This window comes from Pseudomonas sp. LF-5 (assembly GCF_037626295.1).
GTDB classification, from domain to species: Bacteria; Pseudomonadota; Gammaproteobacteria; order Pseudomonadales; family Pseudomonadaceae; genus Aquipseudomonas; species Aquipseudomonas monsensis.
Genome location: NZ_JARKMT010000002.1, coordinates 1 through 12,607 on the forward strand (window position 1 = coordinate 1; position 12,607 = coordinate 12,607).

Sequence of the window (12,607 nt, forward strand, 5' to 3'; positions counted from 1 at the left end):
CACTCGCACACGCAACTGGAAGCTGGCAGATGCCGTTTACTTAAATCCTGAGCGCCCTGAAATTAAGGGCGCAATGGACTAGCAACCGTAAGACCAAGGCGACAGTTACCTTGACACGTACCGGACGCCTAAAAAGTAACCAAAAACGCTTGCCCCAACGTTCGGCCCACTCGCTGAGGCTCGGGGTTCCTTCGCTCCGGGACTCATCCGGGCGCATCGCCTCCGGTTTGCTTCGCTGCACCTCCTCTCGATGTGTTTGGCTGCGCCAAACGGTCGCTGCGCTCCCACCTCCGGATCAATCCCTCCACTCAGCCTGCCGACGGGGCCGGTGGATCAAGATCAAGAGCAGGCGAGCTGACACTCGGCCTATTGAGTGGTGAAGAGCGGGTGTTCGGCGTTGGTTTTGTGGTGGATTCGCCCCTCATCGGAACGCCGCCCGCCCAGCCCTCTCTCGAGGGAGAGGGAGTCGATTTTTGGGCTTTTCAGGATCTGAATTCGACTCGGTATTTCACGTCGGCGTACATCCACCAAACACCTCGGTCAGTCCCCTCTCCTCTGGGTGAGGGGAGGGTGAGGGGCTTTTGATCTGTTTCAGAATCTGAATTCGACTCGGTGTTTCACGTCGGCGTACATCCACCAAACACCTCGGTCAGTCCCTTCTCCTCTGGGTGAGGGGAGGGTGAGGGGCCTTTGATCTGTTTCAGAATCTGAATTCGACTTGGTATTTCACGTCGGCGTACATCCACCAAACACCTCGGTCAGTCCCTTCTCCTCTGGGTGAGGGGAGGGTGAGGGGCTTTTGATCTGTTTCAGAGTCTGAATTCGATTCGGTATTTCACGTCGGCGTACATCCACCAAACACCTCGGTCAGTCCCCTCTCCCTCTGGGAGAGGGCTAGGGTGAGGGGCTTTTGATCTGTTTCAGAATCTGAATTCGACTCGGTATTTCACGTCGGCGTACATCCACCAAACACCTCGGTCAGTCCCTTCTCCTCTGGGTGAGGGGAGGGTGATGGGCTTTTGATCTGTTTCAGAATCTGAATTCGACTCGGTATTTCACGTCGGCGTACATCCACCAAACACCTCGGTCAGTCCCCTCTCCCTCTGGGAGAGGGCTAGGGTGAGGGTTTGTTTTTGTCTGTTTAATGATGTGTCGAATAACCAGAACCTTCCCACAAGGTTTTCAGGTTGTCCGTCGGACGTCGGGTCTCTAGTCTTTGGTTGTCACCGCAAATCGGTGAACGGGTGTGAGAACCCGGTAAGAGGTTTTAATCAAACGTCAGTAGCACCATAATCGCCGCCAGCTGATTTGCTGCCGGTGATGTTCTATGGCGGCTGTGTGCGGGCGGACTTCGGTTCGGCCGGGTTGATCTCTTACCGGTTTCTCACTCCGCACATAGCTGCCACCTCTTCGTCGCGTGAGAAACGACCAGTGATGGCTCAATCATTGATTAGAGATCATTGCAATGACTAAGCCCGTACCCGATCCACCCGAAACCAAAACCCCACTCGAAGAAGCCCTCCGCGCCGAAGACCAGGCCCGAAACCGCGAAGCCATCAAACGCGCCCTCGACTTCTACCTGTGCCCCGAACCCGCAAAGCCCTGCCGACCGAGCACCATGTTCATGGTCTGCCCCCAGGTCGACACCGAAAGCCTGCTCGCCCACGCCTGTGAGTCATTAGCCTCGGCAAGCACCGCCGCCAGCAACTTCGCCAATGAGCTAAGCGGTTCGCAGCGCAGCACGGTATTAGGCATCCAGCAAATCGTCATGCTCGCCGAACTGGCGGTAAACCGAGCGCTGGATCGAGTCGACCCACAAACCTGACGTCCGCGTCATCGTTCATCGCCAGCAGGCTGGCTCCCACAATTGAAACGCACTCCCTTGTGGGAGCTGGCTTGCCAGCGATGAGGCATTAACAGGCGTCAGACGAGCTTCAGAGCGCAATCAAACCGGGGAATTTTCCTACCACTCTTTCAGGTTGTCCCTCGGAAGTCGCATCCATACCTTGATCTGTCTCTGGCAAACAGCGAGCAGGGCAACAAGTTGCGTCGCTTTAGCCATCGACATGACTCTGAGGTTCAAAAATGGAATTGCTGCCCGTAGTCACTCCCCGTATCAACACGAATACTGCATTGGGGAAGGCATTGGTTTCGATGTTCAAATCAGTCGAAGCAGAATTGACGCAGGAAAATGCCGATCCGGGGGCAGTCAAAATCATCGTCTTTGGTGGTTGCGCCGTACATCTCTACACAAATCATCGTATTTCCATGGATGTCGATGCGGAGATTTATGAAGCTTGCCTTCCGCCAGGGTTCGACCTTCAAGCGCTTCTTGCTCAAGTTCCGGAGCCTTTTATCGACGAACGCTCTGCTCGAGTGATGGAGCTGAACTACGACCTTCAATACAACACTAGTTTTGGCCCGATCCATGAAGACTACTGGGTGCGAAGTATTCCCATGACTGAGTTTCCGGAGACGTCCCCGCTCCAGATTCACATCGCTGCTCCGGTGGATATTGCAATTACAAAACTTGGCAGGGCTACCGATCACGACGTTGCGGACATCAAGGCGCTTCTTAGAGCTGGTTTCATTCTGACGAGTGATTTCCGGCGTCTGGCATTGCAAGCAATTGATGTATATGTTGGCAACAAAGAGCAACCTGCCTCAGTGCTCTTCAATATCTTGCAGGACTACCTGGAGGAACCAGATGTCGAACTCTCTTGATGATCATGTCCTTTCTTCGGCATTGGATACGTTGGTCAGAAGACCGCTGGATCAAGCGGATGGGACGGCGCTGGTCGATGCAGCCAAAGAGGTCTGGTATTCAAAATCCGATCTTGAGAGTGAGATATCAACATTTCTCAAGTTTCACAGCGATGAAGTCGAGCTGCGGCGAGCGGCTTATCTGCTGGAGCGATTTACGCGTTTCGCATGTGTATCGGATAGCCGCGTGTTGGAAACGCTCCATGCACTCGAGCTTTTCAACGCCAAAACACCCAAGCAACACGTCGTTTCTCAACCAGCTGTTTTATTACGCAATCGCCGCGACGAGTTGGCGGTTGCTTGGGGTTTGACGGAAAGTCTGGGTTTGAAGATTCAGGCGCTCATGCCGTACCAGACTCGGCATTACGAGGCGGAACAGCGCGCAAGAATGCCCTGAACTTGAGCAGCATGAAAAAACCCGGCCAACGCCGGGTTTTTTGTATCAGTTATTTCGAGTAGAGCCTGATGCAAAGGCTCAGACCTTGGCACTGACCTCGCTGCGATTGACCAACGCCTCCAGCGCTCCACTCAAACTCGCCGCCTTATCCCCCACCAGCAAATGCCAAACCCCACCCTCCAACTGGCTGACACCCTGACAACCCAGCTCTTTCAGCTGCGCCTCGGACAACGCCTTGCCATCCGCCAACAGCAAGCGAATCCGGCTCATGGCAATGCAATCCAGTTGCAGCACGTTGTCACCACCACCCAGCGCATTCAGCCATTGCTGAGCTTCGGTGCCTGCGACCACGACCGCTTTCGGCTCTTCGACAACCGCAACAGGTTCAGCAAGAACCGCACGCCCCAACGCCGGCATCGCCAGGCGAATCTCATCAGCAATGCTGTCGGCCAGCGGACCGACCACCACCTGCAAACTGCCACCCTTGCCCGGACGCACAACGGCCATCGCACCCAATGCTTTCAGGTCTGCATCGGACGCCTTGTTGCGATCCACCATTTCCAGTCGCAACCGCGTAGTGCAGGCGCCGACAGTCACAAGGTTGTCTGCACCACCGAGTGCCTTGATGTAAGCCCCGGCGCGTTCGTTTTCCGCGAAAACCGCTTTTTCAGCCGTCGCCACATCCTCACGACCCGGCGTCTTCAAATTGAAGCGACGAATGCAGAAATCAAACACCGCGTAATACACCACGGCGTAAGCCAGCCCGACCGGAATCACCAACCAGCCATTGGTCGAGCGCCCCCAACCCAGCACCATGTCGATGAAGCCGCCAGAGAAGGTAAAACCCAAATGGATGTTCAGCGCATTGGTGATCGCCATCGACAACCCGGTCAGCAGCGCATGCAGCAGATACAGCAGCGGCGCCAAAAACATGAAGGCGAATTCGATCGGCTCGGTCACCCCGGTCAGGAATGATGTCAGCGCCATCGACAGGAAGATCCCGCCCATGACCTTGCGCCGCTCCGGCAGGGCGTTGCGGTACATCGCCAGACACGCGGCGGGCAGGCCGAAGATCATCATCGGGAACATGCCGGTCATGAACTGGCCGCCCTTCGGGTCGCCGGCGAAGTAGCGCGACAGGTCACCCGTCACCAGAGCACCGGTCGTTGGATCGGTGAAGTTGCCGAACACGAACCACGCCATGTTGTTGAGGATGTGGTGCAGGCCAGTAACGATCAGCAGGCGGTTGAACACGCCAAACACGAACGCGCCGATGCTGCCGCTTTCCATCATCAGCGCACCGAAGGCATTGATGCCGTGCTGGATCGGCGGCCAGATGTAGCCGAACACCACGCCCAAACCGACGGCGGCGAAGCCAGTGACAATCGGCACAAACCGCCGGCCACCGAAGAACGCCAGGTATTCCGGCAGCTTGATGTCCTTGAAGCGGTTGTACAGCGCGCCGGCCATCAGGCCGCTGACGATCCCGGCGAGCATGCCCATGTTGATGCTCGCGTCGAGCACCTTGAGCGTGGAGATCATCACCAGATAACCGATCACCCCGGCCAGACCGGCGGTGCCGTTGTTGTCCTTGGCGAAACCGACGGCGATGCCGATGGCGAAGATCATCGCCAGGTTGGCGAAGATCACTTGCCCGGCGTCGTGGATGATCGCGATGTTCAGCAGGTCGGTGTCACCCAGACGCAGCAGCAGGCCGGCAATCGGCAGGATCGCGATCGGCAGCATCAGCGCACGGCCGAGGCGCTGCAGGCCTTCGATGAAGAGTTGATACATGGTGCTTCTCCCTGCTCTTTATAGAGAGCTTGTTGTTAGTGCAGAGGCCAATGCTGGTGGCAGGCGTGACGCACCGCAGCGGCGCTGTTCAGTTTGAGCAGGTCATGGCTGAGGCGTTGGCATTCGGCCTCGTGCAACTGGCGCACGCGGTCCTTGATTTCACCGATCTGCACCGGGCTGACCGACAGTTCCGTCACGCCCAGGCCGATCAGTACCGGCGTCGCGAGCGGGTCGGAGGCGAGGGCGCCGCACACGCCGACCCAGCGCTTGTGCACTGCCGCGCCTGCGCAGGTCATGGCGATCAGGCGCAGCAGCGCCGGGTGCAAGGCATCGACCCGGGCGGCGAGGCCGGCATGGTCGCGGTCCATGGCCAGGGTGTATTGCGACAGGTCGTTGGTGCCGATCGAGAGGAAGTCGGCGTGCTCGGCGAGTTGTTCGGCTTGCAGCGCGGCGGCGGGGACTTCGATCATCACGCCGATTTCCGGGCGCTGGCTGATGTTCAGTTCCAGGCACAACGCATCGACGCGTTGACGAATTTGCAGCAGTTCGTCGACTTCGGTGACCATCGGCAGCAGGATCCGGCAGCGGCGCAGCGGGCTGACTTGCAGCAGTGCGCGCAGTTGCTGATCGAGGATTTCCGGGCGCGCCTGAGCCAGACGAATGCCACGCAGGCCGAGCACCGGGTTGGCTTCAATTGGCAACGGCAGGTAGTCGAGTTGCTTGTCGCCGCCGACGTCGATGGTGCGGATGATCACCGAGTGTTCGCCCATCGCATCCAATACGCCTTGATAGGCCGCACGCTGTTCTTCGACATCCGGCGCGGTCTGACGATCGACGAACAAAAACTCAGTCCGCAGCAGGCCGACGCCATCGGCTCCGTTTGCAAAGGCATCTGCCGCTTCACCGCTGGAGGCGACATTGGCGACGACTTCGATGTGCACGCCATTCCGGGTTTCGGCAGGCAGGTTAGCCTTGGCTTGTTGCGCGTCGCGACGTTGTTGGCGGTCGATCTGCGCCTGCTGAACTGCAGCCAAGCGTTCAGCGTTGGGGGACAGTTCCAGGCGACCACCGTCGGCATCAAGCACGACCGGTTGACCTTGCGGCTGATCAAGCAGTGCCGAACCCAGAGCCACCATGCATGGCAAACCTTTGCCGCGAGCCAGAATCGCCACGTGCGACGTCGCGCCGCCTGCGGCCATGCACAAACCGGCAACACCCTGGGCGCTGAGTTGCAGCAGATCCGACGGCGTCAGTTCATGCGCAGCGACGATGGCGCCGGCCGGCACCTCGTAATGCCAGGCTTCGCCGAGCAACGCGCGCAGCACGCGTTGCTTGAGGTCGCGCAGGTCATTGGCCCGTTCGGCCAGCAGCGCGCTGCCGGTGCGTTGCAGCACCTCGCACTGGGCATCGATCGACTGGCTCCAGGCGTGAGTCGCCGCTGCGCCTTGAACGATGGAATGCTGCGCAGCGTCGAGCAGGGCCGGGTCTTCGAGCAGCGCCAGATGCGCGGCGAAGATCGCCTCTTCGTCGACATTCTTGTGTTTTTTCGCTTGCGCGAGGGTGGCATGGATTTCGCTGCTAACCTGATTCAACGCCGACTCAAGGGCTTGCTGTTGCTGCAGCGAATCATGATTGCCCGCATCCGCCGGCAAAGTGATCGTGTTCAGGCGAAACAGCGGCCCGCCAACCAGTCCCGGCGCAGCACATACACCGTGCAACACGCCAGCCTCGGGCGGGCGCTTAAGAGTGGCAACACTGACCGGCGCCGCTGCATGATGATCATCCGGCAGCGCTGTGGCCAACGCGCTGAGCAACGCTTGCAACGCCGCTTCGGCATCCGGCCCCTGACAACTGACCTGCACTTCGTCCTGTTCGCCAACCGCCAGGCCCATCAGCCCGATCAGGCTGTTGCACGGCGCCGATTTGCCGGCGAAGTGCAACTGCGAGTGGCTTTTGAAACCTTGCGCAGTCTGCCGAATCAGCGCGGCCGGGCGTGCATGCAAACCGCCACGATGCGCCACCGACACCTGCCCATGCACCTCAGTCCCGCCAGGTTCCTCAACATTCGCTGCCGCACTGTTGCGGGCAATGATGTGCAGCAACGGGTCGCCGACCTTCACCGCTTTGAGGGTGATCGGGCGAACCTCGAAGTCTTGACTGTTGGTCAGGATCAACAGACTGACCAGGCTTTTGCATTGCTGGCCGACCTTGTCCAGGTCGTAGCGCAACAACGGCTGCCCCTTGCTGACACGGGTGCCGTCCTTGACCAGCATCGAGAAGCCTTCGCCGTTCAGTTCAACGGTGTCGAGGCCCAGGTGCAGAAGGATTTCCGCGCCGTTGTCGGCGCGTACTGTCAACGCGTGACCGGTGCGCGCGACATGGATGATCAGCCCGGCGCACGGCGAATACAGAGTGTCGTTCAACGGGTCGATGGCGATGCCGTCACCCATCGCGCCACTGGCGAATACCGTGTCCGGGACTTTGGCGAGCGTGAGCACCGGGCCGCTGAGCGGGGCGCTGAGGGTCAGCTCTTTATTGTTGTTGTGCATGGCTCGGTCTCATCAGGTGTGCAGTCATTCGGACTTAGTGCGTGCGGGTCACTTTGCTCAGATGGCGCGGCTGATCCGGGTCCATGCCGCGGGCCACGGCGAGGCCGGCGGCCATCACGTAGAAACTCTGGATCGCCAGAATCGGATCGAGGGCCGGGTGTTCGGCGCGGCTCAGGGTCAGGTCGCGATCGAGGACGTCGTCCGGCGCGGCGAGCAATACACGGGCGCCGCGCTGGCGCATTTCCGCCGCCAGACTGATCAGACCGGCCTGCTCGGCACCGCGCGGAGCGAAGACCAGCAGCGGGTAGTGTTCGTCGATCAGTGCCATCGGACCGTGACGGACTTCGGCGCTGCTGAACGCTTCGGCCTGAATCGCCGAGGTTTCCTTGAATTTCAGCGCGGCTTCCTGGGCGATGGCAAAACCGGCGCCACGACCGATGACCATCAAACGCTCGCAATCGCGCAGCGCTTCGATGGCCATGCTCCAGTCCTGTTTCGCCGCTTCGCGCAGGCCTTCAGGCAGGGCGTTGCCGGCCTCGAGCAATTCGTTGTCCTCTTTCCAGTGCGCGATCAAACGAGCGCTGGCGCTGAGGGTGGCGATAAAACTTTTGGTCGCGGCGACGCTGCTTTCAGTCCCGGCGAGCAGTGGCACGCTGAATTCACAGGCCGCTTCCAGTGGCGAATCGGCGGCGTTGACCATCGACACGCTTAACGCGCCACGCTTGCGCAACAGACGCAAGCTGTTGACCAGATCCGGGCTCTGCCCCGACTGGGAAAAGGCGAACGCGACCTGACCGCTGACCTTCAGTGGCGCCTGCTGCATGGTCACCACCGACATCGGCAACGACGCCACCGGGACGCCAAGTTGCTGCATGGTCAGGTAGGCGAAGTAGCTCGCCGCGTGGTCGGAGCTGCCGCGCGCGACAGTCATCGCCACTTGCGGCGGCTGACGACGCAGGCGCCCGGCGATCTCGATCATCTGTGGGTCGAGCTGTTGCAGTTGGGCTTGCACGGCCTCGAACGAGGACAGCGCCTCTTCAAGCATTTTTGAAGTCAATGTCTTCTCCTTCGACCATGACGGCGGTCAGTGTGAGTGAGCGATCCAGCCGCACGCAGTCGGCCCAGGCGCCTGGTTCGAGGCGCCCGCGTTCAGTGATGCCGAGATAGTCGGCGGGAAATTGCGACAGGCGCTGCGAGGCCTCGGCGATCGGCAAACCGATCTTCACCAGGTTGCGCAGCGCTTGATCCATGGTCAGGGTGCTGCCGGCCAGCGTGCCGTCGGGCAGGCGCACGCCGCCCAGGCATTTGGTCACGGTGTGGCTGCCGAGCTTGTATTCACCGTCGGGCATGCCGGCGGCAGCGGTCGAATCGGTGACGCAGTACAGGCACGGGATCGAACGCAAGGCCACGCGGATCGCGCCGGGGTGAACGTGCAGCAAGTCCGGGATCAGCTCGGCGAATTTGGCGTGGGCCAATGCGGCGCCGACGATCCCCGGCTCGCGGTGATGCAGCGGGCTCATGGCGTTATACAAATGGGTGAAACTGGTGGCGCCGGCATCGAGGGCGGCGACGCCTTCCTCGTAGCTGCCGAGGGTGTGGCCGATCTGCATGCGGATGCCGCGGCTGCTCAGTTCACGAATCAATCCGTCGTGGCCGGCGATTTCCGGGGCGATGGTGATCACCCGGATTGGCGCCAGCGCCAGGTATTCCTCGACTTCGGCCATCAATGCGGTGTGGGCGAAATTCGGTTGCGCGCCGAGTTTTCCCGGATTGATGTACGGGCCTTCGAGGTGTACGCCGAGGACGCGGGCGGCACCTTTCGGACGTTGTTCGCAGAATGTTCCGACATCCTTGAGGACGCTGGAGATCTCCGCGCTCGGCGCAGTCATGGTGGTGGCCAGCAGCGAAGTGGTGCCGAAGCGCACGTGGGTGCGGGTGATGGTTTCGAAGGCGCTGGCACCTTCCATGATGTCTTTGCCGCCACCGCCGTGAACGTGCAGGTCGATAAAACCCGGCAGCAGATAGGGCAGGTCGTTGTCGGCCGGATCGCAGGGCACGCCTTCGATCGACACGACTTTGCCGTGTTCGTGGATCAGCCGGCCGCGAACCCAGCCGTGAGCGGTGAGGATGTTGTCTTCGGACATTTCGGTTCTCGCTTTGGGCCGCTCTCAGCGGCGCAGCTCTTGATCTACGAAGCTTTTTATCGACGAAGCTCTGCAACAAAGTCGTAGTAGTCGTTGCGGCAATAGGTGTCGGTGACTTCGATCGGCGTGTTGTCTTCGAGGTAGCCGACCCGGGTCATCAACAACATGGCGGTGCCGGGTGCGATGCCGACCAAGGCGGCGAACTCGTCCGAGGCGTTGATCGCCTGGATGTGCTGCAGGGCGCGGACGATCGGTTTGCCAATGCCGTCGAGGTATTCGTAGAGCGAATCGCCGACCAATTGCGGCTTGGGCATGATCGAGGCGGGCAGGGTGCTCATTTCGATGGCCATCACGGTGTCGTCGGCCTTGCGCAGGCGTTTCATGCGCGCCACCTTGTCGTTCGGCGACAGGCTCAGGCGGATCAGTTCTTCGTGGGTCGGCAGGGTGATTTCGCGCTCCAGCCACTGCGAGCTGGGTACAAACCCCTTGAGGCGGAGCATTTCGCTGAAGCCCGAAAGGCGCGACAGCGGCTGTTCGAGGCGCGGCGTGATGAAGGTGCCGGAACCTTGCAGGCGGCGGATCAGACCTTGATCGAGCAGCACTTCCAGCGCCTTGCGGGCGGTGACCCGGGAGATACCGAGCTGCTCGCTGAGGTTGCGCTCTGACGGCATCGCCTGTTCGGCCTTCCACTGCCCGGCATGGATCGCTGCTTCCAGATTGCGCGCCAGCTGCAGGTACAGCGGCGTCGGCTGGGAGTCATTCGGGCGTAGGGCCTGGAGGTCATTCATGCAGGTCATTTCCGGTGCGAGTATTGGATTGTTGTGGCTCGCTTGTGGGGCGGAAATTAATACCACTTGAATACCATGTCAACGCACGGAATTGACCTGTGGCCCAATGAAATGGCGGGTTATGGCTGGGTTGTCTTGAAGTGGTATTAGAGGTGGCGTGCAAAAAGCAAAAGATCGCAGTCTGCGGCAGCGCCTACAGTGGGAAGTGGTATCAACCCTGTACGCGCTGCCGCAGGCTGCGATCTTTTGATTTATTTTTTTGTGGGTGACCAGCGGTCGCTGGTTACGGGCGAATCTCGATCATCGTACCGTCCGGCACCAGGCCCCAGACTTCGCGCATGTCCATGTTGCGCATGGCGATGCAGCCGTCGGTCCAGTCCAGGGTGTGGAACAGGTCTTCGGGGGTTTCTTCCGAATCCGGGGTGCCGTGGATCATGATCATCCCGCCAGGCTCGACACCTTCACGCCGGGCGCGCGCCGAATCGCTGATGTTGGGGTAGGAGATGTGCATCGCCAGGTTGAATTTTTCGCTGACCTTGCGCCAGTCGATCCAATAGAAACCTTCCGGGGTGCGTTTGTCGCCTTCAATCAGCTTCGGACCCTTCTTCGCGCCCTTGCCCAGGGAAATGCGATAGGTCTTGATCGGCTTGCCGTCGGCAATCAGTTGCAGTTGATGCGCCGATTTGAGCACCAGGATTTTTTCGATCATCGGGCTATTCGACGGCGTCACGGTGGTCACGAAAGACGCTTGGGAGACTGAGACGAACGACAGGCAAAACAGAGCAAACAACCAGCGCATTGAAACAATTCCCCAGGGAGTGACGCAGATATTTTATTAATAGAAGCTCAGGTGATCGCAGGCTGAGTCAACGGCGGTATCGATTCGGAACGAACCGGGTAGGTTTCGGCGCGCCGATCAGCGAAGAAGCATTCTAAGGTACGCCCCACCGTGCGGAAAGCCAGCTCGTCCCAGGGAATGTCGGCTTCGTCGAATAGTTGCACTTCGAGGCTCTCGGGGCCGGCGGCGAAGTCCATATCCACCAGTTCGGCGCGAAAGAACACATGCACCTGGCTGATGTGTGGCACGTCGATCAGGGTGTAGATACTCAAGTTGCGTACCCGGGCGCAGGCTTCCTCGGCGGTTTCGCGGATGGCGGCCTGCTCGATGGTCTCGCCGTTTTCCATGAAACCCGCCGGCAACGTCCAGTAGCCGAGGCGCGGCTCGATGGCACGGCGGCAGAGCAGCACTTTCGTGCCCCAGGTCGGTACGCACCCGGCGACGATATTGGGGTTCTGGTAGTGAATGGTCTGACAGCTGTCACAGACAAATCGCAGCCGCGAATCGCCTTCGGGAATGCGCTGGGTGACCGGGTTACCGCACTGGCTGCAAAATTTCATACTCGGGTTCCTGAATGCTGCGCCTATCTTGGCGTGCAGCGAGGCCGGTCGGCAAGTTGTCGTTTCGCGACATGGCGAGATTCGGGGGCTTGGGCACGCGCATTGATTGGTGCATGATGCAGGGTAAGGCACAGATCGAGAACACTCATGCTGGATGAGCTACTGCATAGGGTAAGTAACCACACACCGCGCACGCTGGAGACCGATAAACGTTTCCCCGAGGCCGCCGTGCTGGTGCCGATCACCCGCAGTGACGAGCCGGAACTGGTCCTGACCCTGCGGGCCAGCGGGCTGTCGACCCATGGCGGCGAAGTCGCCTTCCCCGGTGGACGCCGCGATCCGGAGGACCCGGACCTGATCTTTACCGCCCTGCGTGAAGCCGAAGAAGAAATCGGCCTGCCCCCCGGACTGGTCGAAGTCATTGGTCCCCTGAGCCCGCTGATCTCCTTGCATGGCATCAAGGTCACGCCCTATGTCGGCGTAATTCCCGACTATGTCGAGTACCTGGCCAACGACGCCGAGATTGCTGCCGTTTTCACTGTCCCCCTCGAGTTCTTCCGCAAAGACCCCCGCGAGCACACCCATCGCATCGACTACCAGGGGCGCAGCTGGTACGTGCCGAGCTATCGGTTTGGCGAGTACAAGATCTGGGGGCTGACGGCGATCATGATCGTCGAGTTGATCAACCTGCTCTATGACGCCAGGATCAGCCTGCATCAACCGCCCAAAACATTTTTGAATACGTGAAACACCCCTGAAGCCATCGCTCGAATG

The 12,607-nt window shown here is 60.0% G+C and carries 11 protein-coding genes; 4 read left to right on the forward strand and 7 right to left on the reverse strand.

Going from position 1 to position 12,607, the window contains the following annotated elements:
* Window positions 1-1,465: 1,465 nt before the first annotated feature.
* From PseuLF5_RS07080 to PseuLF5_RS07090, 3 genes are all read left to right on the forward strand, one after another.
* Window positions 1,466-1,825: a DUF6124 family protein gene (locus tag PseuLF5_RS07080; protein ID WP_340133285.1), complete on the forward strand. Its 360-nt coding sequence runs from the start codon at window positions 1,466-1,468 to the stop codon at window positions 1,823-1,825.
* Window positions 1,826-2,085: 260 nt separating this feature from the next.
* Window positions 2,086-2,724, forward strand: coding sequence for a DUF6036 family nucleotidyltransferase (locus tag PseuLF5_RS07085; protein WP_177413067.1), 639 nt, complete (start codon window positions 2,086-2,088; stop codon window positions 2,722-2,724).
* Window positions 2,708-3,160 (forward strand): hypothetical protein, encoded by a 453-nt coding sequence (locus PseuLF5_RS07090; protein ID WP_128615569.1) that lies wholly within the window; start codon window positions 2,708-2,710, stop codon window positions 3,158-3,160. Before PseuLF5_RS07085 ends, PseuLF5_RS07090 begins: the two co-directional genes overlap by 17 nt.
* 78 nt (window positions 3,161-3,238) lie before the next feature.
* Here the strand turns inward: PseuLF5_RS07090 and nagE are convergent, their stop codons facing one another.
* The 7 genes from nagE to PseuLF5_RS07125 all read right to left on the reverse strand — a co-directional run bounded on the left by nagE (window position 3,239) and on the right by PseuLF5_RS07125 (window position 11,833).
* Entirely contained in the window at window positions 3,239-4,954 is a 1,716-nt protein-coding gene (nagE, locus tag PseuLF5_RS07095; protein ID WP_123464916.1) for an N-acetylglucosamine-specific PTS transporter subunit IIBC, read from the reverse strand.
* A 35-nt stretch (window positions 4,955-4,989) separates the two neighbouring features.
* Window positions 4,990-7,503, reverse strand: coding sequence for a phosphoenolpyruvate--protein phosphotransferase (gene ptsP, locus PseuLF5_RS07100; protein WP_340133286.1), 2,514 nt, complete (start codon window positions 7,501-7,503; stop codon window positions 4,990-4,992).
* Between the two features lie 34 nt (window positions 7,504-7,537).
* Complete coding sequence (locus PseuLF5_RS07105) at window positions 7,538-8,560, reverse strand: SIS domain-containing protein (RefSeq protein ID WP_186745025.1); 1,023 nt, start codon at window positions 8,558-8,560, stop codon at window positions 7,538-7,540.
* Window positions 8,541-9,647: an N-acetylglucosamine-6-phosphate deacetylase gene (gene nagA, locus PseuLF5_RS07110; protein WP_123464922.1), complete on the reverse strand. Its 1,107-nt coding sequence runs from the start codon at window positions 9,645-9,647 to the stop codon at window positions 8,541-8,543. Before nagA ends, PseuLF5_RS07105 begins: the two co-directional genes overlap by 20 nt.
* A 56-nt stretch (window positions 9,648-9,703) precedes the next feature.
* Window positions 9,704-10,435 carry a GntR family transcriptional regulator gene (locus PseuLF5_RS07115; RefSeq protein WP_128615566.1) on the reverse strand — a complete coding sequence of 244 codons (732 nt, stop codon included), beginning with the start codon at window positions 10,433-10,435 and terminating at the stop codon, window positions 9,704-9,706.
* 283 nt (window positions 10,436-10,718) lie between these two features.
* Window positions 10,719-11,234, reverse strand: a complete 516-nt coding sequence (locus tag PseuLF5_RS07120) for a L,D-transpeptidase family protein (RefSeq protein ID WP_123464926.1) — start codon at window positions 11,232-11,234, stop codon at window positions 10,719-10,721.
* Window positions 11,235-11,281: 47 nt separating this feature from the next.
* Window positions 11,282-11,833, reverse strand: coding sequence for an NUDIX hydrolase (locus PseuLF5_RS07125; protein WP_123464928.1), 552 nt, complete (start codon window positions 11,831-11,833; stop codon window positions 11,282-11,284).
* A gap of 147 nt (window positions 11,834-11,980) precedes the next feature.
* Between PseuLF5_RS07125 and PseuLF5_RS07130 the strand changes: the two genes are divergently transcribed.
* Window positions 11,981-12,580 carry a CoA pyrophosphatase gene (locus tag PseuLF5_RS07130; RefSeq protein ID WP_123464930.1) on the forward strand — a complete coding sequence of 200 codons (600 nt, stop codon included), beginning with the start codon at window positions 11,981-11,983 and terminating at the stop codon, window positions 12,578-12,580.
* Window positions 12,581-12,607 lie beyond the last annotated feature (27 nt).